The organism is Agromyces sp. NPDC060279 (genome assembly GCF_042726785.1).
GTDB lineage: Bacteria > Actinomycetota > Actinomycetes > Actinomycetales > Microbacteriaceae > Agromyces.
On record NZ_JBHXBK010000003.1, the window covers coordinates 254,778 to 274,930 of the forward strand.

Consider the following 20,153-nt stretch of genomic DNA (forward strand, 5'->3'; position numbering starts at 1 on the left):
GCGGGCAACGACTAGAGTGTAGTCAACCCAACGCCGAGGCCCGAGACGTGCGTCGACGCGCGAAGGCCTCCCCGGTGCCGAAGGAGCTGCCGTGACCGAATTCGCAACGCCCGCCGTTGTCGCCGCCGACCCGCATGCGAACACCACCGACCTCCTGGTCGAACGCGTGCGCGCCACCCCCGACGCCGCGTTGTTCTCGCTGCCGACCGCCGACGGGGGCTGGTCGCCGGTGACGGCGAAGGAGTTCCACGCGCAGGTGATCGCCCTCGCGAAGGGGCTCGCCGCCGCCGGCATCCAGCCCGGCGACAAGATCGGCCTGATGTGCAAGACCCGCTACGAGTGGACGCTCATCGACTTCGCCGTGTGGTTCGCCGGCGCGGTGCTCGTGCCCGTCTACGAGACGAGCTCCCCCGCGCAGGTGCGGTGGAACCTCAGCGACTCGGGCGCCATCGCCATCATCGTCGAGACGCCCGACCACTTCAGCCGCTTCGACGAGGTGCACCCCGAGCTGCCCGCCGTGCAGCACGTCTGGCAGATCGACCTGGGCGACCTCGACAAGCTCGCCGCGTCGGGCGGCTCCGTCTCCGACGAGGAGATCGAACGTCGCCGCACGATCGCCAACGCCGACGACATCGCCACCCTCATCTACACCTCGGGTTCGACCGGCAAGCCGAAGGGCTGCGTGCTCACCCACGCGAACTTCGTCGAGCTGTCGCGCAACTCCGCGGTCGCGCTCGACGAGGTCGTGCTCGACCCGAACGGCGCGTCGACCGTGCTGTTCATCACCCTCGCCCACGTCTTCGCGCGCTTCATCGCGGTGCTCTGCGTGCACGCCGGTGTGCGCGTCGGCCACCAGCCCGACACGAAGCAGCTGCTGCCCGCGCTCTCGAGCTTCAAGCCCACGTTCCTCCTCGCCGTCCCCCGGGTCTTCGAGAAGGTCTACAACGTCTCCGAGCAGAAGGCCGAGACCGGCGGCAAGGGCAAGATCTTCCGCGCCGCCGCCGAGACCGCCGTCGCGTACTCGACGGCGCTCGAGCAGGGCTCGGTGCCGTTCGGCCTGAAGCTCCGCTTCCGCCTCTTCGACGCGCTCGTCTTCAAGAAGCTCCGCGCGGCGCTCGGCGGCAACGTCAAGTACGCGGTGTCCGGCTCCGCGCCGCTCGGCGCCCGCCTCGGGCACTTCTACCACGCCCTCGGCATCGCGATCCTCGAGGGCTACGGCCTCACCGAGACGACCGCTCCCGCCACGGTGAACCTGCCCACGCGCTCGAAGATCGGCACCGTCGGCCCCGCGCTGCCCGGCGTCGCCCTGCGCCTCGCCGACGACGGCGAGATCCAGGTCAAGGGCGTCAACGTCTTCAAGGAGTACTGGAAGAACCCCGAGGCGACCGCGGAGGCCTTCGACGGCGAGTGGTTCAAGACGGGCGACATCGGCTCCTTCGACGACGAGGGCTTCCTCACGATCACGGGGCGCAAGAAGGAGATCATCGTCACGGCCGGCGGCAAGAACGTCGCGCCCGCCGCGCTCGAGGACCCGATCCGCGCCAACCCGCTCGTCGGACAGGTCGTCGTCGTCGGCGACAAGAAGCCGTTCATCTCGGCGCTCGTGACGCTCGACCCGGAGATGCTGCCGGTCTGGCTGAACAACAACGGCGAGGACGCCGGCATGAGCCTCGACGAGGCGGCGGCGAACGAGGCCGTCCGCGCCGAGGTGCAGCGGGCGATCGACGCCGCGAACGAGCTCGTCTCGCGTGCCGAGTCGATCCGCAAGTTCACGGTGCTGCCGCTCGAGCTCACCGAGGCGAGCGGTCACCTGACGCCGAAGCTCAGCATCAAGCGCAACGTGATCCTGGAGGACTTCGCCGGCGAGATCGAGGCGATGTACTCGGGCGCCCCGGCGACCGAGGGCATGTCCGCGATCAGCTGAGCTCGAGGACCGCGAAGGGGGCGCCGCGATCCGCGGCGCCCCCTTCGTCGTTCGTCCGGCGACTCAGAACCAGTCGGACTCGCGCACCTCGCGCATCGCGACCCGGCGCTCCGCCGGCTCGAGGCGGTCGAGGTAGAGGATGCCGTCGAGGTGGTCGGTCTCGTGCTGCAACGCCTGCGCGAGCACCCCGGTGCCCTCGACCACGATCTCCTGGCCGTCGAGGTCGATGCCGCGCACCCGCGCATACGGGTGGCGCGGGGTGTCGTGCCAGAGCCCGGGCACCGAGAGGCAGCCCTCGCCGGTCGGTTCCTTCTCGCCGCGCACCTCGACGAGCTCGGGGTTCAGCACGTAGCCGATCTTCCCGTCGACGTTGTAGCTGAACGCGCGGAGGTTGACGCCGATCTGCGGGGCCGCGACGCCGGCGCGCCCGGGCAGCTTCACCGAATCGAGCAGGTCCGCGACGAGGCCCCGGACGCCGTCGTCGATGGTCTCGATCGGCGCGGACCGGGCCTTCAGCACGGGATCGCCGAAGACGCGGATGGGACGTTCAGGCACGGGGGCTCCATTCCAGGCCCGCGGCAGGCGGGCGTTGCGAGCGTTCAGGTGGGCGGCGACAGCGTATCGCGACTCAGGCGGGCCGGACGACGACGAGGAGGTCCCCCGCCTCGACCTGCTGCGTCTTCGGGATCGCGACCCGGTCGACCACGCCGGCCACGGGAGAGGTGATGGCCGCCTCCATCTTCATGGCCTCGATCGAGGCCACGGCCTGGCCGATCTGGATCTCGGTGCCCGGCTCGACCTGGAGCGTGACCACGCCCGAGAACGGCGCGGCGACGTGGCCGGGCTGCGAGGCATCCGCCTTCTCCGCGGCGCGGGTGTCCACCGTGATGGAGCGGTCGCGCACGAAGACCGGGCGGAGCTGGCCGTTCAGGATGGTCATGACGGTGCGCATGCCCTTGTCGTCGGCCTCGCCGATCGCCTCGAGGCCGGCGTAGAGCCGGACCCCCTTGTCGATCTCGATGACGTGCTCGCCGCCGGAGCGCAGCCCGTAGAGGTAGTCGGCCGTGTCCACGACCGAGAGGTCGCCGAAGAGCTCGCGGATCTGCTCGAACTGCCGGGTCGGTGCCGGGAACAGCAGCGTGTTCAGCATCGCGCGGCGGCCGGCGGAGTCGCCCTCGAGGGCGGCGCGCTGCGACTCGTCGAGCTCGGCCACGCCGATGCGCACGTCACGGCCGGCGAGCACCTTCGAGCGGAAGGGCTCGGGCCAGCCACCCGGCAGATCGCCGAGCTCGCCGGCCATGAAGCCGACGACCGAGTCGGGGATGTCGTACTTCTCGGGGTTCGCGGCGAAGTCGGCCGGGTCGGCCTTCACCGCGGCGAGGTGCAGCGCGAGGTCGCCGACCACCTTCGACGAGGGGGTCACCTTCGGCACGCGGCCGAGGATCTCGTTCGCCGCGGCGTACATGTCCTCGATCAGCTCGAAGTCGTCGGCGAGGCCGAGCGCGATCGCCTGCTGGCGCAGGTTCGAGAGCTGACCGCCGGGGATCTCGTGGTGGTACACGCGGCCGGTGGGGCCGGGCAGCCCCGACTCGAACGGACGGTACAGCCGGCGCACGGCCTCCCAGTAGGGCTCGAGGTCGGAGACCGCGTCGAGCGAGATGCCCGTGTCGCGCTCGGTGTGCGCGAGCGCGGCGACGAGTGAGGAGGCGGACGGCTGGCTCGTGGTGCCCGCCATCGGCGCGCTCGCGACGTCGACCGCGTCGACGCCCGCCTCGGACGCGGCGAGCAGCGTGGCGAGCTGCCCGCCCGCCGTGTCGTGGGTGTGCAGGTGCACCGGCACGTCGAAGCGCTCGCGGAGCGCCCGGACGAGCTTCGCGGCCGCGGCCGGGCGGAGCAGCCCCGCCATGTCCTTGATCGCGAGCACGTGCGCCCCGGCGCCGACGATCTCGTCGGCGAGACGCAGGTAGTAGTCGAGCGTGTAGAGGTCTTCGGCCGGGTCGAGCAGGTCGCCCGTGTAGCAGAGCGCGACCTCGGCGACCGAGTGCCCGGTCTCGAGCACCGCATCGATCGCGGGGCGCATCTGGGCGACGTCGTTCAGCGCGTCGAAGATGCGGAAGACATCGACGCCCGTCGACGCGGCCTCGCGCACGAAGGCGTCGGTCACCTCGGTGGGGTACGGCGTGTAGCCCACCGTGTTGCGGCCGCGCAGGAGCATCTGGATCGCGACGTTCGGCAGCGATTCCCGGAGCGAGGCGAGCCGCTCCCAGGGGTCCTCGCCGAGGAAGCGCAGGGCGACGTCGTAGGTGGCCCCGCCCCAGGCCTCGACCGAGAGCAGCTCGGGCGTGAGCCGGGCCACGTACGGCGCGACGGCAATCAGGTCCTTCGTACGCACGCGCGTCGCGAGGAGCGACTGGTGTGCGTCGCGGAACGTCGTCTCGGTGACCGCGAGCGGCGTCTGCGCGCGCAGCGCCGCGGCGAACCCCGCCGGCCCGAGCTCGAGCAGCCGCTGGCGCGAGCCCTCGGGTGCGGGCTGGGAGAGGTCGAGCTTCGGCAGCTTGTCGACGGGGCGCACCGAGATCGGCGCCGGCCCGTTCGGCTGGTTGACGGTCACGTCGGCGAGCCAGTTCAGGATCTTCGTGCCGCGGTCCTTGGAGACGCGGCCGCGCAGCAACTGCGGGCGCTCGTCGATGAAGGAGGTGCTGAGGTCGCCAGCGACGAAGGCCGGGTCGTCGAGCACGGCCTGCAGGAACGGGATGTTCGTGGAGACGCCGCGGATGCGGAACTCGGCGAGGGCGCGCTTGGCCCGGGCGACGGCGGCCGGGTAGTCGCGACCGCGGCAGGTGAGCTTCGCGAGCATCGAGTCGAAGTGCGGGCTGATCTGCGCACCGGGGTTCACCGTGCCGCCGTCCAGGCGGATGCCGGCGCCGCCGGGCGAGCGGTACGTCGTGATCTTGCCCGTGTCGGGGCGGAAGCCCGAAGTGGGGTCCTCGGTCGTGATGCGGCACTGCAGGGCCGCCCCGCGCAGGCGGATCTCGTCCTGGTGCAGACCGAGGTCGCCGAGGGTCTCCCCCGCGGCGATGCGCATCTGCGCCACGACGAGGTCGACGTCGGTGACCTCTTCGGTCACCGTGTGCTCGACCTGGATGCGGGGGTTCATCTCGATGAAGACGTGCTCGCCGGCCCGCTCGCCCGCGGTGTCGAGGAGGAACTCGACCGTGCCCGCGTTGACGTAGCCGATGGAGCGGGCGAAGGCGATCGCGTCGCGGTAGAGGGACTGCCGCACCTCGTCGGAGAGGTTCGGCGCCGGGGCGATCTCGATGACCTTCTGGTGGCGCCGCTGCACGGAGCAGTCGCGCTCGAAGAGGTGCACGGTCTCGCCGCTCGCATCGGCGAGCACCTGCACCTCGATGTGACGGGGCCGGAGGACGGCCTGCTCGAGGAACATCGTCGGGTCGCCGAAGGCGCTGTCGGCCTCGCGCATCGCCTCTTCGAGCGCCGGGCGCAGCTCCTCGGGCGTGTTCACCCGGCGCATGCCGCGGCCGCCGCCGCCGGCGACGGCCTTCGCGAAGATCGGGAAGCCGATGGCCTCGGCCTCGCCGACGAGCCAGTCGAGGTCGCGCGACGGCGCAGTCGACTTCAGCACGGGCACGCCCGCCGCGATCGCGTGCTCCTTCGCCGTGACCTTGTTGCCGGCCATCTCGAGCACCTGCTTGGGCGGGCCGATGAACGCGATGCCGGCCTCGGCCGCGGCCTGGGCGAGCTCGGGGTTCTCGGAGAGAAAGCCGTAGCCCGGGTAGATCGCGTCGGCGCCCGACTCCTTGGCCACCCGGATGATCTCCGAGATGTCGAGGTAGGCGCGGACCGGATGGCCCGGCTCACCGATCTGGTACGCCTCGTCGGCCTTCAGACGATGCAGCGAATTGCGGTCCTCGTAGGGGTAGACCGCGACGGTCTTCGCACCCACTTCGTTCGCCGCGCGGAACGCGCGGATGGCGATCTCGCCACGATTCGCAACCAGGATCTTCGTGAACATGCAGGCCTCTCGGTCAGCGGGCTGCGGACGCGCACAGCGAACGCTGAGCAATCCATCGAGTCATAACGGTAACGTATCTGTTCGTGCACGTTCTTTCGGTCAGCTCCCTCAAGGGCGGCGTCGGCAAGACGACGGTCACGCTCGGTCTCGCCTCTGCGGCGTTCGCCCGAGGCATCCGGACCCTCGTCGTCGACCTCGACCCGCAGTCAGACGTGTCCACGGGCATGGACATCCAGGTCGCCGGTCACCTGAACGTCGCCGACGTCCTCGCCTCCCCCAAGGAGAAGATCGTCCGCTCGGCGATCGCCCCGAGCGGCTGGGCCAGGCAGAACCCCCAGTCGACGATCGACGTCATGATCGGCAGCCCGTCCGCCATCAACTTCGACGGCCCGCACCCGTCGATCCGCGACATCTGGAAGCTCGAGGAGGCGCTCGCGAACGTCGAGGCCGACTACGAGCTCGTCCTCATCGACTGCGCGCCCTCGCTGAACGCGCTCACGCGCACCGCGTGGGCCGCGAGCGACCGCGTCGCCGTCGTGACCGAGCCCGGGCTCTTCTCCGTGGCCGCCGCCGACCGCGCCCTGCGGGCGATCGAGGAGATCCGCCGCGGTCTCTCCCCCCGACTGCAGCCGCTCGGCATCATCGTGAACCGCGCGCGCGTGCAGTCGCTCGAGCACCAGTTCCGCATCAAGGAGCTGCGCGACATGTTCGGCCCGCTCGTGCTGAGCCCCCAGCTGCCCGAGCGCACCTCGCTGCAGCAGGCGCAGGGTGCAGCCAAGCCGCTGCACATGTGGCCCGGCGAGAGCGCCGAGGAGATGTCGGCGAACTTCGACCAGCTGCTCGACCGGGTGCTGCGCGCGGCGCGCATCGGCGACGCCGGGGCCCCCGAGTCGGCGGCGACGCCGATCGCAACGGGTGCGGTGCCGCGGGCCGAGCTCGAGGCGCCCTCCGCCTGACGCGCGGCGCCGGCGCGTGCCGGTGACGGCGCGCACTCCATCGGTGCGCGGCGCGCTCAGGAGATCTTGCGCGCCTTCGCCCCGCGACGGGCGGCGAGCTCGTCCATCGGGTCGGACGGCTGGGTGTCCAGCTCGACGAGGGTCGACTCCACCTCGCGGAGCACCTTGCCGACGGCGATGCCGAACACGCCCTGTCCGCGGTTCACGAGGTCGATGACCTCGTCGTCCGAGGTGCAGAGGTAGACGCTCGCGCCGTCGCTCATGAGCGTGGTCTGGGCGAGGTCGTGCACGCCGGACTCGCGGAGCTGCGTGACCGCGGTGCGGATCTGCTGCAGCGAGATGCCGGTATCGAGCAGGCGCTTCACGAGCTTCAGCACGAGGATGTCGCGGAAGCCGTAGAGGCGCTGCGAGCCGGACCCGGCCGCGCCGCGCACCGTCGGCTCGACGAGCTGCGTGCGGGCCCAGTAGTCGAGCTGGCGGTAGCTGATGCCGGCGGCTCGCGCGGCGATCGCCCCGCGGTAGCCGGTGCCCTCGTCGTGCTCGGGGAGTCCGTCGGTGAACAGCAGGCCGAGGTCGTACCGTGCGCGTTCGCTCCGATCGAGCTCGCTCATCCGTCACCCCTCACTCTGGCCGTTCCACGGCCGGACGACTCCCACGCTACCGACCCCGGGGGTCGGCGCCAAACACATCGGGCCGAACGTCACGGCGTGTCGCGACGGCTCAGTGCGAGAGCCGCGCGACGGCCGCCCGCAGCGCCAGCTCGTGCACCGTCTGGAGCTCGCCGGCGAGCTCGCGGGCCCGCTCGCCGGAGCGCGCCTTGCCGGCCGGATCCGCGCGTCGCTCGGGCGTGATCGCGCGCTCGATGAGCGCCGCCTCGCGCTCGGCGGCCACCCGGACGCCGCGGAGGTGCCGCGGCTCGATGCCGACGGATCGCAGCGCCACGAGCGAGCGGAGCAGCGTCAGCGCGTCGTCGCCGTACACCTCGGCCGGGGCGAGGAGCGAGACGGCGATCGCGTCGTCGAGCAGCTGCTGCGTCGCGCCGGCCGCCTCGATCAGTTCGCGCCGGCTGAGACGCCGGGCCCCGCCGAGGTGCACGGCGGCGCTCGTCGCGCCCGGAAGGGCAGGGGTCTCGCCGCGATCGATCGCATCGAGGTGCTCGCGGATGACCTTGAGTGGGAGGTACTGATCGCGCTGCAGGGACAGCACGATGGTGATGCGCTCGACGTCGGCCTCGGCGAACTTGCGATAGCCGGCGGCGGTCCGCGCGGGCGTGACGAGCCCGCGCTCCTCGAGGAAGCGGAGCTTCGACGGAGTCAGCTCGGGGAACTCCGGCTGGAGGCGGGCGAGAACCTGCCCGATACCGAGGAGCGGCGCACGGCCGCTCGCACCCGCGGATGCCGCGGTGGGGGTCACTCGCCGCTCGCCGGCACCAGGTCGCGGCGCGAAGCGTAGAAGGTGAGCCGGAACTTGCCGATCTGGACCTCGGCGCCGTCGGCGAGCAGTGCCGTCTCGATGCGCACGCCGTCGTAGTAGGTGCCGTTCAGCGAGCTCAGGTCCTTCACCTCGAACGCCGTCCGGTGCCGGACGAACTCCGCGTGCTTGCGCGAGACGGTGACATCGTCGAGGAAGATGTCGGCGTCGGGGTGGCGGCCCACGGTCGTCACCTCGGTGTCGAGGAGGAACCGGGCACCGCTGTTCGGGCCGCGACGCACGATGAGGAGGGCTGACCCCGAGGGAAGCGCGTTGATCGCCTCCTGCTCCTCGGGCGTCACGTCGGTGTCGACCGCGGCGAGTTGCGCCGCCGCCTCCCGGCTGAACCCGATGGTCGTGTCGTTCGCGTTGCCGCGGAGCTCGTTCGACGAGGTGTTGGTCGTCGGCTCCGAGCCCTGCGTGTTGTCGTTGTCCGCCACGGCGTACCTCCCGCATCCAGCGTATCGGATCAGGGCCGTGGCGCCACCCGCGCTGCGCGCACCGCGCGAGCCGTCTCGATCGCGTAGATGACCCCCGCCCACCAGTAGAGGAACGCGCCCCAGAGGGTGATCGCCCAGCCGACGGGCTCGCTGACCGGCTGCACCACCGGGAAGGCGAGGCCGAGCATGATGACCGGCAGGCCGAAGAAGAGCGCGAAGGTGGCGACCTTGCCGAGCTGGTGCACCGGGAGCGGACCGTAGCCGTGGCTCGCGAGCACGACGCCCAGGATGAGCAGGAACACGTCGCGGGCGACGATGACCACGACGATCCACCAGGGGACGAGCCCGCCCGCGGCGAGCCCGAGGAGGGCCGCGAAGATGTAGAGGCGGTCGGCGGCCGGATCGAGCAGCTGGCCGAGTCGGGTGACCTGGTTCAGCCGCCTGGCGAGGTAGCCGTCGGCGAGATCGCTGAGGCTCGCCACCACGAGCACGACGAGTGCGCCGATGTACTCGTGCAGCACGAGCAGCACGAGGAAGACGGGCACGAGGGCGAGGCGCAGCATGCTGAGCACGTTCGGGATCGTCCAGACCCGCGTACTCAGTTGCCCCTCGTGCTCCCCCGTCACGCGTCCGATCCTAGCGACGGGCGCCGACCTCGCCGGGCGAACGGACAGCGCGGCGCGAAGCCCGGGGGTTCAGAGCTGCGACGCGAGCCCCGGCCAGGCCTCGGCGAACCTCGGGTGCAGCGGGAGCTCGGCGACGGCCTCGATCGGCGTCCAGCGCAGCTCCAGGCTCTCCGGGTCGGCGATGACCGGATCGAAGCGGCGGCGGGCCGTCGCGACGACCGTCGTGTACGACCAGTAGCCGAGGTCGAGCACCGAGGTGAAGCGCACCTCCACCAGCCCGGCGGGCACGCCCGCCTCCTCGCCCGCCTCACGGACGGCGGCGTCGACCGCCGACTCGTGCTCGTGCCGGGCGCCGCCCGGGATCCCCCAGGTGCCGCCGAAGTGGCTCCACTCGACGCGGTGCTGCAGCAGCACCTCCCGCTCGGGACTCGTGATGAGCAGGCCGGCCGCGCCGAACCTGCCCCAGTACCTCGCCCCGTCGGGGCCCTCGACCCACGCGTCGCCGCTCGTTCCGCTCACCCGTCCAGCATCTCGCACTCGGCGCCGGAGAGCGACGTAGGCTGGGCGGGTGCCCGCTCCCGAGACCGCCCGCATCGACGCCTGGCTCTGGGCCGTGCGGCAGTTCAAGACCCGCTCCGCCGCGACGGCGGCCTGCCGGGCCGGCCACGTGCGGCTGAACGGCGAGCGCGCGAAGGCGGCGCAGTCGGTGCGGCCGGGCGACGAGATCCGGGTCCGCATCGAGGGCTTCGACCGCATCCTGGTCGTCCGGGGCATCCTCGTGAAGCGCGTGGGCGCTCCGCTCGCGGCCGCGGCGCTCGAGGACCGCACGCCCCCGCGGCCGCCGCGCGAGCTCACCGCGCAGCTGCCCGTGCGCGACCGCGGAGCGGGGCGGCCGACCAAGCGCGACCGCCGCGAGCTCGAGCGCCTGCGCGGCGAGCGGCCGCTCTGAGCGGCGTAGCCTGAGGGCATGGGAACCGAGATCCGGCACGAGCCCGAGCAGAGCCGCTACGCCCTCCGCGTCGACGGACAGCTCGCGAGCGTCCTCGACTACCGGCGGCTCGGCGACTCGATCGCCTTCGTCCGGACGTTCACGAACCCGCCGTACCGCGGCTCCGGCCTCGCGGGCGACCTCGTCGCGTTCGCCGTCGACGACGTCGAGGCGACGACGTCCGCACGCATCGTGCCGAGCTGCTGGTACGTCGAGGAGTGGTTCGACCGGCATCCCGATCGGCGCCACCTGCTCGAGTCGCGGGCGAGCTGAGCGGGACCTGCGCTCAGTACCAGTTCATCGACTGCGAGTGCCCCCAGGCGGCGCACGGCGAGCCGTACGCGCGCTGGATGTAGTCGAGGCCCCAGGAGATCTGGGTGGCGGCGTTGGTCTCCCAGTCGCTGCCGGCGCTCGCCATCTTGCTGCCGGGCAGCGCCTGCGGGATGCCGGTCGCGCCGCTCGAGTCGTTGTAGGCGGTGTACGACCAGCCCGACTCCTTCTGCCAGAGCGAGGAGAGGCACTCGAACTCGCCGTCGCCCCAGCCGTAGCGAGAGGCGGCGAGGTCGCGGGCGGTGGCGCGGGCGCCGTCCGGCGTGTTCGCGCGGGCGAGCGCGGCGGCCTGCTCTGCGAGGACGCGGTCGTGCTCGGCCGCGAGGGCGCTCGTCTTCTCGGCCTCGGCTCGCGTCTGGGCGGTCAGGCCGACGATCTCGTCGATCGGCAGCTCCTCGTAGTCGCCGAGCGAGGCCACGGCCGCGGCCAGCCCGCTCGTGTCGACCTTGCCGTCGGCCGCGGTGAGCGTCGCGGTCGCGACGGCCAGCGTGTCCTTGGCGCTGCCCTGCGCGCGTGCCTTGGCGACGCCGGCGTAGGCGCCGAGCTGGCTCGAGTCGAGCGAGTTCTGGGCGCCGAGCGCCTCCGTCTCGGCGATGCGCTGGCGGCTGTCGGCGGCGCCCTGCACGGCGAGGCCGGTGCCGGCGACGAGGCCGGCGGCGACGATCGCGCCGGCGACGGCGATCAGGCGGCGCCGGCCGGTCCGACGGGCGCGCAGCGAGCGACGCGTCGGGCGGGGGTCGGGGGTTCGGGGGCTGGGCTGGGCGTGGGGGTTCTGAGTATTCGTTCGCATAGCGGTGCTGCGCCGGCGGGTCGGTGTTCGGGGGATCCCGAGGGCCGGGCACAAGTCAGCCACTCTGCACGGCGTTTCTGAACAGTTCCTCAGTTGTCCCTGAGCAGACGGTGTGCGCGGCGCCCGGCCGCGATACTGGAGGGATGCCGAACCGGGCCACCCTCCACCTGCCGTCCGATGCCGCGTGCCCGTGCGGGAACGGGGCGTACGGGAGTTGCTGCGGCCCCGCGCTCGACGGCAGTTCGGCGCCGGCGACCGCCGTCGCGCTCATGCGCTCCCGCTACACCGCGTTCGCTCTCAGCGATATCGACTACCTGCTGCGCAGCTGGGACGCCGCGACCCGGCCCCGCGAGCTCGCCCTCGACCCCGACACCGAATGGCGCCGGCTCGTCGTCATCGACGTCGTCGGCGGGACCCCCGAGGACGAGACGGGCATCGTCGAGTTCCGCGCGGTCTTCCGGGACGCCGACGGCCGCGGCGAGCTGCACGAGCGCAGTCGCTTCGTGCGGCGCGGCGACGGCTGGCGCTACCTCGACGGCGAGCATCGGGACTGAGCGCCTGACGCCGCCGCGTCCAGCAGGGTCAAAGCAGATCCCGAGGTTCGCTCCGTAGGGTGAGCCCGTGACCTCAGCCGAGAGCAGCCCGTTCGACTCCGCCCCGGTGCCGTTGCCCGTTCCGATCACGACGCCCTCGGCGTCCGACGCACCGGAGTCGCCGATGCTGACCGACCGGGCGCAGCGGGCGCTCGACACGATCGACGGCCAGACCCTCGAGGAGATGCGCGCGCTCCGAGACGAGACCGAACGGTTCATGCAGCGCTACAAGTTCGGCATGGACGAGGTCATCACCAAGCTCTCGATCCTCCGCGAGGAGTTCAGCCAGGCCCACGACTACAACCCCATCGAGCACATCTCGAGCCGGCTGAAGTCGCTCGACAGCGTGATCGAGAAGATGTCGCGCAAGGGCGTCGAACCGAGCTTCGAGGCCATCAGCCGGACGATCACCGACATCGCCGGCGTCCGGGTCACCTGCAGCTTCGTCTCCGACGCGTACCGGATCTACGAGCTCCTCGTCGCGCAGCGCGACATCCGCGTGCTCCAGGTGAAGGACTACATCGCCGAGCCCAAGCCGAACGGCTACCAGAGCCTGCACGTGATCGTGGAGGTGCCGGTCTTCCTCTCCACCGGCGCGCATCCGGTGGTCGTCGAGGTGCAGATCCGCACGATCGCGATGGATTTCTGGGCCAGCCTCGAGCACAAGATCTACTACAAGTACGACCGGCAGGTACCGCAGGAGCTCCTCGACGGGCTCACCGACGCGGCACGCACCGCCTCGGAGCTCGACACCCGCATGGAGCGACTGCACCGCGAGGTGCACGGCGACCCGCGCGCGACGGCCAGGCTGCGCCGCTCCTCGCTCGCCTGAGGGCCGCTACTCCCCCGGCTCGGGCTTTCTCGCCCGGCTCGGCTGCACCCTCGGCGGTTCGCCGGGCATCTTCGGGAAGTCGGGCGGGAACGGCAGCTCGCCGAGCCCGTCGTCGAGATCGCGCTGCCACCACTCGAGGAGCGGCGCGAGGTCGCCCGCCTCCTCGTGCATCCGCGCCCAGGGATCGCCGACCGTGCGGAGGCGTTCGGGCACGGTGCGTACGGTGAGGGATGCCGGATCGACGTGCTCGAGCTCGTCCCACTCGAGCGGACAGGACACAGCGGCGTGCGGGAGCGCCCGCGGACTGTAGGCGCCCGCCATGGTTCGGTCGCGATTGGCCTGGTTGAAGTCGATGAACACCCGCTGCCCGCGCTCCTCCTTCCACCACGCGGTGGTGAGCTGCTCCGGCATCCGCCGTTCCAGCTCGCGCGCGAGCGCGATGACCGCGTGCCGCACCTCGAGGAACTCGTGCTCCGGGCGGATCGGCGCGAAGACGTGGATGCCCCGGTTGCCGCTCGTCTTGACGAAGCCGGTGAGGCCGAGCTCGGCGAGCAGCCCCCGCAGCGCGAGCGCTGCCGGCACCGCCTCCGCGAAGCCGGTTCCCGGCTGCGGGTCGAGGTCGATGCGCAGCTGATCGGGGCGGTCGCTGTCCTCCGCGCGGGACGCCCAGGGGTGGAACACGATCGTGTTCATCTGCGCCGCCCACACGGCGGCGGCGGGCTCGTCGATCACGAGCTGCGGGTGGCTGCGCCCGCTCGGGTAGGTGACCGGCACGGCGCGCACCCACTCGGGCGCCCCCTTGGGCGGGTTCTTCGAGTAGAACTGCTCGCCCTCGATGCCTTCCGGGAAGCGCTGCAGCGAGACCGGCCGGTCGCCGTTCGCGGCGACGAACGCCTCGCCGACCGCGACGAGGTACTCGGCGAGCTCGCGTTTCGTGATGCCGGGCTCGGGCCAGAGCACGCGGCCGGGACTGGAGATCCGCACGTCGCGATCGCCGTGCGGGCCGGGGACGGTGAGAACGACCGCGTCGGAGGCCATGCCTGCGACGCTACCGCACGGGCTGCAGGCGGAACAGTCGCACGACCCGTCCCGACTCCCGCTCGTAGCCGCGATACCCGGGCCACTGCCGCTCGATGAGCGCCCAGACCGCGTCGCGGTCGGCGTCGGCCACGGGAAGCGCTCTGACCCGCATCGCCCGGCCCCGGACGAGGATCTCCGCGTCCGGATGGGCGAGCAGGTTGTAGGTCCAGGCCGGATGCCGCTGCCTGGCGAAGCTCGTCCCCGCGACGATCGCCCGGCCGTGGCCGTCGGGGGTGTACATCAGCTCCGTCTCCCGGATCTCGCCGCTGCGCGCTCCGGTCGAGCGAAGCACGAGCGACGGCACGAGCAGCGCGCTCAGCTGTACCCGGCGGCCCGTGAGCCGGGCCAGGAGGCGCTCGATGCGCGGCAGGACCACCGGCGCGACGGCGCGGAAGACGGGGGTGCGGGTCAACGGGGCGACGACGGCCCTGACGAGTTCGACGGTGCGCGGCACGAGCCTATTCTGCCCGGGGACGCGGAACGGGCCGGGGCGATCGCCCCGGCCCGCGTGTCGCTCAGCGAGCGATCAGTACCAGCCCTGTGCGTTGAACGAGTCCCAGGCGCCGCACGGCGTGCCGTAGCGGCCCGAGATGTAGGACAGGCCCCAGCGGATCTGCGTCGCCGGGTTCGTCTCCCAGTCGTCACCGAAGGCGGACATCTTGCTGCCCGGCAGCGCCTGGGGGATGCCGTACGCGCCGCTCGGGTTCGCCGCATCGGTGCGCCAGCCGGACTCGTGGTTCCAGAGCTCGACGAGGCAGCCGAACTGGTCGGCGCCCCAGCCGTGCTCGGAGGCCATGATGTCGCGGGCGATGGCCTGGGCCTCGCTCGGGTTCGACGGGGCCGACGGCCGCGACGACTCGCTCGAGCCGGAGTCGGCCGAGGCGGCCTCCTCGGCGGCGGCGGCTTCGGCGGCGGCCTTCGCCGCGGCCTCGGCGGCGGCCTTCTCCGCGGCGACGCGGTCGAACTCGGTGACCTTGCCCTTCACCTCGTTCGCGACGGCGGTGGTCTCGGCGGCGAGCTCGAAGACCCGCTCGGGTGCGAGCAGCTCGTACTGGCCGAGGCTGGCGGCGGAGGTGTTGAGGGCTGCGGCGTCGACCTTGCCGTCGGCCGCGGAGATGGTGGCGTGCGCCACGCTCAGGGTGTCCTTGGCCGTCTTGACGGCGCGCGCCGAGAGGATGCCGGCGTGCGAGCTGAGCTGCTCGACATCGAGGTTGGCGGCGTCCGCGAGGGCCGCGGTCTCGGCCACCCGGTCGTTCTGCGCGGCGACGGCCGACTGGACGGCGAAGCCGGTGCCGACCATCGCCCCGACGGCGACGACCGCGCCGGCGGCGAGGAGGTAGCGCGTGCGCTGGCTGCGGGTGCGGCGTCGTTCGGCGCGGCTCGGCAGCGACTCTGAAGTTGTGGTGGGGGTGTTCTCGCGGTTCTGGTTCTGCATGTCTCTCACGTGCGCTTCGGTGGTGCTGCCCACCGCGGCGCGGGTCATCGTCTCGGGTACAGGGGGGTCGCCGGAGCGAAGTGGGTAGTTTTGCGAGAGTTACTCCACGAACCCTTGGGGTTTCCTGGGAAAGTTATGTGAAATGCCCCCGTTCGGGGGTCGAAAATCCCCGGTCAGACGTCGATGTCGGCGTCGGCGCGCTCGAGCTCGGGATCGAGCCGGCGCGGGCCCGCACCGTCTTCACCGAGCGCGTCGTCGGGGTTCAGCAGGGCGCAGGCCTTCATCGAGAGGCAGCCGCAGCCGATGCATCCCGTGAGCTCCCGCTCGAGCCGCTCGAGCCCGCGCCGTCGCTCGACGAGCCGGCGCTTCCACTGCCGGGACGCCCGCTGCCACTCCTCGTGACTCGGGGTGCGGTCGAGCGGCACGTCGCCGAACCCCTCCTGCACATCGGAGAGCGGGAGCCCGAGCCGCTTCGCGACCGCGATGAGCGAGACCCGGCGGAGCATGTGCCTCGGATAGCGGCGCTGGTTGCCGGCGGTGCGCACGGAGGCGATGAGCCCGAGGTCCTCGTAGAAGCGGAGCGCCGACGCCGCCACGCCGGTGCGCCGGCTCATCTCGCCGATAGTGAGCAGCTCGTCGGGCTCGTGATGCACCGGGGCCGTCGAGCCCGGCTCCACCTCAGGCGTCATGTGCGTTTCCTCGCTCCGTTTTGACTTCAAGCGTACTTGAAGTCTTACGGTGGAACCATGACGTACGTGATCGCCCTGCCCTGTGTCGATGTCAAGGACAAGGCGTGCATCGACGAATGCCCGGTCGACTGCATCTACGAGGGCGAGCGATCGCTGTACATCCACCCCGACGAGTGCGTCGACTGCGGCGCGTGCGAGCCCGTGTGCCCGGTCGAGGCGATCTACTACGAGGAAGACCTGCCCGACGAGTGGGCCGACTACTACAAGGCGAACGTCGAGTTCTTCGACGAGATCGGCTCGCCCGGCGGCGCCGCCAAGGTCGGGATGATCGCCTACGATCACCCTGTGGTTGCCGTCCTCCCCCCGCAGGCGCACGAATGAGCGAGGCGCCCGGCCTCGTCGACGCCTACAAGCTCGCGTTCCGGCACCATCCCGCCGGCGTCGCCCTCATCACCGCCGCGAGCGCGACCGGCCCCGTGGGGCTCACCGCCTCCTCGGTCGCCTCGGTCGCGATCGATCCGACGGTGCTCTCCTTCTCCGTCACCCGGGCGACCGGTTCCGCCGGGGCCCTGCTCGGCACCGACGGCGTCGTCGTGCACCTCCTGGGCGAGCATCAGGCCGAGATCGCCGAGGTGTTCGCCCGCTCCGGTGCACCGCGCTTCACGACGGAGCAGGGCTGGTCCCGCTTCGAGACCGGTGAGCCGTGGCTGCCGGACGCCCCGGCCGCGCTCCGTTGCCGCATCCTCGAACGCACGCCGGTCGGCAGTTCCACACTCGTGCTCGCCGAAGTCGTCGAGGTGCGCCTCGGCCCCGCGGCGACGCCGCTCGTCTACCGCGACCGCACCTTCTTCAGCCTGGTGGGAGCGACGCCGCTGCCATGAGCGAGACGCCCAGACCTTCGAAACCCCGCCGGCGCCGACGACGCATGTCGACCGCCCGGCTCGCCGTCGTCGCCCGCCGCTGGGGGCTCCTCGCCCTCATCGTGCTGACGGCGATCGGCGCGCTCGTGCAGTTCCTCCTCCGCTGAGCCGATCGGCCGCGGATCACGGCTCAGCCGTCGGCCGCGGCGAGCTGCCCGCAGGCGCCGTCGATCTCCTTGCCGCGGGTATCGCGGATCGTGGTGGGGACGCCGGCCGCCTCGAGCCGTCGCACGAACTCCTGCTGCACCGCCGGCTCCGAGGCGGTCCAGATGGAGCCCGGCGTCGGGTTCAGCGGGATCGGGTTCACGTGCACCCAGCCGCGCCCGCGCTCGTTGAGCTTCTCGGCGAGCAGGTCGGCGCGCCAGGCGTGGTCGTTCATGTCCTTGATCAGGGCGTACTCGATCGAGACGCGACGCCCCGTCTTCTCGAAGTACTCGCGGGCCGCATCGAGCGCCTCGTCGGCCTTCCAGCGCGAGTTCACCGGGATGAGCTCGTCGCGGAGCTGGTCGTCGGGGGCGTGCAGGCTGAGCGCGAAGGTCACCGGCAGGTCCTCGGCGGCGAGCTTGCGGATGGCCGGCACGAGGCCCACGGTCGACACCGTGATGCCGCGGGCGGACATGCCGAGGCCGTCGGGCGCGGGGGCGAGCATGGTGCGCACCGCCTGCATGAGGCGGGCGTAGTTCGCGAGCGGCTCCCCCATGCCCATGAACACGATGTTCGAGACCCGGTCGGGCGTGTGGTCGCCGAGCTTGCGGCCGCCGAGCTCGCCGCGGGCGAGCGCCGCGTTCGCGAGCACGACCTGCTCGACGATCTCCGCCGCCGACATGTTGCGGGTGAGGCCCGCCTGCCCCGTGGCGCAGAACGGGCAGTTCATGCCGCAGCCGGCCTGGCTCGAGACGCAGAGGGTGATCCGGCCCGGGTAGCGCATGAGCACCGACTCGACGAGGGCGCCGTCGTGCAGCTTCCAGAGGAACTTGATGGTGTCGCCGTTGTCGGTCGTGAAGCGGCGCACCTCGGTGAGCAGCGGCGGCAGCACGGTGCGGACGAGCTCGTCGCGGGATGCGGCCGGCAGGTCGGTCATCTCGGCGGGGTCGTTCGTGTGGTGCACGAAGTAGTGCGTCGCGAGCTGCGAGGCCCGGTAACCGGGGAAGCCGAGCTCGGCGACGTGCGCCTTGCGGTCGGCCGGCGGGATGTCGGCGAGGTGCACGGGCGGCTTGCCGCGCTTGGGTGAGGCGAACTGGAGCATCGGGCGCCCATCGGGGCCCTTCTTCTGCTCCCAGCCCTCGGTCGCCGGGCGGACCTGCGGTCGGCGCACGGGGGTCATGGTGGAATCGCTCGCGTTCGTCACCCTCCAAGGGTACGCGGCCCCGGCCTCCCGTCAGCGCATGCGCGCGGCGCGGGCCGACCAGCGGCCGCCGTCGTGGCCGACGACGATCGGATGCTCGAAGGCCCGGGAGATCACCTCGGTGGTCACGACCTCGGCCACCGGCCCGGAGGCGACCGTCTGGCCGTGCGAGATCGCGATCGCGTGCGTCGTGCTCTCCGGCAGCTCCTCGAGGTGATGGGTGACGAGGATGGTGGACAGCTGCGGTGCCCGCTCGGCGAGCGCGTCCACCGTCTCGAGGAACTGCTCGCGCGCGGCGACGTCGAGCCCCGTGGTGGGCTCGTCGAGCAGCAGCAGGCTCGGCTCGGCGATGAGTGCCCGTGCGATGAGCGCCCGCCCCCGCTCGCCCTGCGAGAGGGTCGGCCAGATCGCGTCGCGCCGGTGCTCGAGGCCAAGCTCAGCGATCACCCGACGGGCGGCGTCGAGCTGCTCCGGCGCCGGGACCCAGCGCATGGGTGTCTCGATCGTGCCGGTGAGCCCGGTGAGCACGACCTGCGTCACGGTGAGCGGGGAGCGGAGCGGATGCCGCGGATTCACGTGCCCGATGTGCCGGCGGAGCTCCTGCAGCTCGACCCGACCGAGCCGGGCGCCGAGCACGTCGACGGTGCCGGAACTCGGGAAGGTGACGGCACCGCAGAAGCCGAGGATGGTGCTCTTGCCCGCTCCGTTCGGCCCGAGCAGCGCCCAGCGCTCCCCCTGCTCCACGCGGAGGTCGATGCCGTCGAGGATCTGCCGGCCGTCGCGGCGGAAGGTGACCGCGGCGAGCTCGAGAACGGGCGCCGTCACGCGAGCGCCGCCTTCATCGCGCCGAGGTGGCTGCGGCTCTCCCGCGCGGCGCCGTCGCCGTCGCGCTCGGCGATGCGCTCGGCGAGCCGCTCGTGCGCGCCGTGGTCGGCGTCGTCGCCGAACTCGCCGCGGAGGCGGAGCATCTCGACCATCGCCTGTCGCATGCGCGGGGTGAAGCCGTCGAACAGCTCCGTCAGGATCGGGTTGTGCGCCGCGGCGACGATGCTGCGGTGGAAGCGGGTGTCGGCGTCGACGTGGTCTTCGACCTCGGCTCGGTTCGCCGCGCGGTCGTCGAGGGCGCGACGGATGGCGCGGAGGTCGCTCGGGGTGCGGCGCTCCGCGGCGAGCGCGGCGGCCTCGGCCTCGATCGCGATGCGGGCCTCGATGACCGAGACGAGATCGGCGCGGCGCAGCACGGCGTCCCATTCCTCGGGGACGTCGAGCGCGGTGACGAAGACGCCGGCGCCCTGCCGGGAAGCCAGGACGCCTCGGCCGGCGAGCTGACGGATGGCCTCTCGGACGGTGGAGCGGCCGACGCCGAGCTGAGGTGCGAGGGTCGTCTCGCCGGGCAGCTTCTGCCCGAGCTCCCACTCGCCGGCGCGGATGCGCTGGAGCAGCAGCTCCGCCGCCTGGTCCGCGAGCGGCGCGCGCTTCACCTGTTCCATCGACCCGCCTCTCTACTTGTCTGAGGAGTCGTGGTACAGTCTAGCCATGTTCGCGCGCGGCCTCCTTCTTCCCCGCCACGTCGGGGCCTAGCCGGGCCGGCTCCCCGACGTGGAGCCGCTTCGCGTGCCGGTCGATCCCGTCGAACAGAAGGACCCGCCATGACCGGCAGCACCGCAGCACCCGCCACTCCCGCCCCGTCGACGCCGTTCGG

General features: G+C 72.0%; 23 protein-coding genes. 8 read left to right on the plus strand and 15 right to left on the minus strand.

What is annotated here, in order from left to right:
* Nucleotides 1-91 precede the first annotated feature (91 nt).
* Nucleotides 92-1,924 (plus strand): AMP-dependent synthetase/ligase, encoded by a 1,833-nt coding sequence (locus ACFWE1_RS12290; RefSeq protein WP_376933713.1) that lies wholly within the window; start codon nt 92-94, stop codon nt 1,922-1,924.
* Between the two features lie 63 nt (nt 1,925-1,987).
* On the opposite strand, the gene def is transcribed toward ACFWE1_RS12290, so the two are convergent.
* Together def and ACFWE1_RS12300 are read right to left on the minus strand one after the other, a co-directional pair.
* Nucleotides 1,988-2,479, minus strand: coding sequence for a peptide deformylase (gene def, locus ACFWE1_RS12295; RefSeq protein ID WP_376933714.1), 492 nt, complete (start codon nt 2,477-2,479; stop codon nt 1,988-1,990).
* Between the two features lie 73 nt (nt 2,480-2,552).
* A complete protein-coding gene (locus ACFWE1_RS12300) occupies nt 2,553-5,957 on the minus strand; it encodes a pyruvate carboxylase (RefSeq protein ID WP_376933715.1) in 3,405 nt (1,134 codons plus the stop codon).
* 83 nt (nt 5,958-6,040) lie between these two features.
* On the opposite strand from ACFWE1_RS12300, the gene ACFWE1_RS12305 reads away from it, so the two are divergent.
* The gene (locus ACFWE1_RS12305; protein ID WP_243568542.1) at nt 6,041-6,913 is read left to right on the plus strand and encodes a ParA family protein; all 873 of its coding nucleotides are present in this window, start codon (nt 6,041-6,043) and stop codon (nt 6,911-6,913) included.
* Nucleotides 6,914-6,969: 56 nt separating this feature from the next.
* Here ACFWE1_RS12305 and ACFWE1_RS12310 read toward each other — a convergent pair whose 3' ends face one another.
* From ACFWE1_RS12310 to ACFWE1_RS12330, 5 genes are all read right to left on the minus strand, one after another.
* Nucleotides 6,970-7,524: a MerR family transcriptional regulator gene (locus ACFWE1_RS12310; protein WP_376933716.1), complete on the minus strand. Its 555-nt coding sequence runs from the start codon at nt 7,522-7,524 to the stop codon at nt 6,970-6,972.
* A gap of 109 nt (nt 7,525-7,633) precedes the next feature.
* Complete coding sequence (locus ACFWE1_RS12315) at nt 7,634-8,326, minus strand: MerR family transcriptional regulator (RefSeq protein ID WP_376933717.1); 693 nt, start codon at nt 8,324-8,326, stop codon at nt 7,634-7,636.
* Nucleotides 8,323-8,736 (minus strand): FHA domain-containing protein, encoded by a 414-nt coding sequence (locus ACFWE1_RS12320; protein ID WP_243570858.1) that lies wholly within the window; start codon nt 8,734-8,736, stop codon nt 8,323-8,325. Before ACFWE1_RS12320 ends, ACFWE1_RS12315 begins: the two co-directional genes overlap by 4 nt.
* Nucleotides 8,737-8,852: 116 nt before the next feature.
* The gene (locus tag ACFWE1_RS12325; RefSeq protein WP_376933718.1) at nt 8,853-9,449 is read right to left on the minus strand and encodes a CDP-alcohol phosphatidyltransferase family protein; all 597 of its coding nucleotides are present in this window, start codon (nt 9,447-9,449) and stop codon (nt 8,853-8,855) included.
* 69 nt (nt 9,450-9,518) lie between these two features.
* A complete protein-coding gene (locus ACFWE1_RS12330) occupies nt 9,519-9,968 on the minus strand; it encodes an NUDIX domain-containing protein (RefSeq protein ID WP_376933719.1) in 450 nt (149 codons plus the stop codon).
* Nucleotides 9,969-10,017: 49 nt separating this feature from the next.
* Between ACFWE1_RS12330 and ACFWE1_RS12335 the strand changes: the two genes are divergently transcribed.
* Together ACFWE1_RS12335 and ACFWE1_RS12340 are read left to right on the plus strand one after the other, a co-directional pair.
* A complete protein-coding gene (locus ACFWE1_RS12335; protein WP_376933720.1) occupies nt 10,018-10,398 on the plus strand; it encodes an RNA-binding S4 domain-containing protein in 381 nt (126 codons plus the stop codon).
* Nucleotides 10,399-10,416: 18 nt separating this feature from the next.
* A complete protein-coding gene (locus ACFWE1_RS12340; protein WP_376933721.1) occupies nt 10,417-10,710 on the plus strand; it encodes a GNAT family N-acetyltransferase in 294 nt (97 codons plus the stop codon).
* Between the two features lie 13 nt (nt 10,711-10,723).
* Here the strand turns inward: ACFWE1_RS12340 and ACFWE1_RS12345 are convergent, their stop codons facing one another.
* Nucleotides 10,724-11,557 (minus strand): hypothetical protein, encoded by an 834-nt coding sequence (locus ACFWE1_RS12345; protein ID WP_376933722.1) that lies wholly within the window; start codon nt 11,555-11,557, stop codon nt 10,724-10,726.
* Nucleotides 11,558-11,700: 143 nt separating this feature from the next.
* Between ACFWE1_RS12345 and ACFWE1_RS12350 the strand changes: the two genes are divergently transcribed.
* Nucleotides 11,701-12,111, plus strand: a complete 411-nt coding sequence (locus ACFWE1_RS12350) for a YchJ family protein (protein ID WP_376933723.1) — start codon at nt 11,701-11,703, stop codon at nt 12,109-12,111.
* Between the two features lie 163 nt (nt 12,112-12,274).
* On the plus strand, nt 12,275-12,982 hold the full coding sequence (locus ACFWE1_RS12355; protein WP_376933779.1) for a GTP pyrophosphokinase family protein: 708 nt from the start codon (nt 12,275-12,277) through the stop codon (nt 12,980-12,982).
* Nucleotides 12,983-12,988: 6 nt separating this feature from the next.
* On the opposite strand, the gene ligD is transcribed toward ACFWE1_RS12355, so the two are convergent.
* The 4 genes from ligD to soxR form a co-directional block, all read right to left on the minus strand.
* The gene (gene ligD, locus ACFWE1_RS12360) at nt 12,989-14,020 is read right to left on the minus strand and encodes a non-homologous end-joining DNA ligase (protein WP_376933724.1); all 1,032 of its coding nucleotides are present in this window, start codon (nt 14,018-14,020) and stop codon (nt 12,989-12,991) included.
* A 10-nt stretch (nt 14,021-14,030) separates the two neighbouring features.
* Nucleotides 14,031-14,516 carry a nitroreductase/quinone reductase family protein gene (locus tag ACFWE1_RS12365; protein ID WP_376933725.1) on the minus strand — a complete coding sequence of 162 codons (486 nt, stop codon included), beginning with the start codon at nt 14,514-14,516 and terminating at the stop codon, nt 14,031-14,033.
* 72 nt (nt 14,517-14,588) lie between these two features.
* Complete coding sequence (locus tag ACFWE1_RS12370; RefSeq protein WP_376933726.1) at nt 14,589-15,497, minus strand: lytic transglycosylase domain-containing protein; 909 nt, start codon at nt 15,495-15,497, stop codon at nt 14,589-14,591.
* 173 nt (nt 15,498-15,670) lie between these two features.
* Complete coding sequence (soxR, locus tag ACFWE1_RS12375; protein WP_376933727.1) at nt 15,671-16,186, minus strand: redox-sensitive transcriptional activator SoxR; 516 nt, start codon at nt 16,184-16,186, stop codon at nt 15,671-15,673.
* A 57-nt stretch (nt 16,187-16,243) separates the two neighbouring features.
* On the opposite strand from soxR, the gene fdxA reads away from it, so the two are divergent.
* A complete protein-coding gene (gene fdxA / locus ACFWE1_RS12380) occupies nt 16,244-16,567 on the plus strand; it encodes a ferredoxin (protein WP_376933728.1) in 324 nt (107 codons plus the stop codon).
* Entirely contained in the window at nt 16,564-17,067 is a 504-nt protein-coding gene (locus ACFWE1_RS12385; protein ID WP_376933729.1) for a flavin reductase family protein, read from the plus strand. Before fdxA ends, ACFWE1_RS12385 begins: the two co-directional genes overlap by 4 nt.
* A gap of 169 nt (nt 17,068-17,236) precedes the next feature.
* Here ACFWE1_RS12385 and rlmN read toward each other — a convergent pair whose 3' ends face one another.
* The 3 genes from rlmN to ACFWE1_RS12400 are packed head-to-tail and all read right to left on the minus strand — an operon-like array spanning nt 17,237 to nt 19,941.
* A complete protein-coding gene (gene rlmN, locus ACFWE1_RS12390; RefSeq protein WP_376933780.1) occupies nt 17,237-18,430 on the minus strand; it encodes a 23S rRNA (adenine(2503)-C(2))-methyltransferase RlmN in 1,194 nt (397 codons plus the stop codon).
* 54 nt (nt 18,431-18,484) lie between these two features.
* Nucleotides 18,485-19,276: an ABC transporter ATP-binding protein gene (locus ACFWE1_RS12395; protein ID WP_376933730.1), complete on the minus strand. Its 792-nt coding sequence runs from the start codon at nt 19,274-19,276 to the stop codon at nt 18,485-18,487.
* On the minus strand, nt 19,273-19,941 hold the full coding sequence (locus ACFWE1_RS12400) for a FadR/GntR family transcriptional regulator (RefSeq protein WP_376933731.1): 669 nt from the start codon (nt 19,939-19,941) through the stop codon (nt 19,273-19,275). Before ACFWE1_RS12400 ends, ACFWE1_RS12395 begins: the two co-directional genes overlap by 4 nt.
* Nucleotides 19,942-20,153 lie beyond the last annotated feature (212 nt).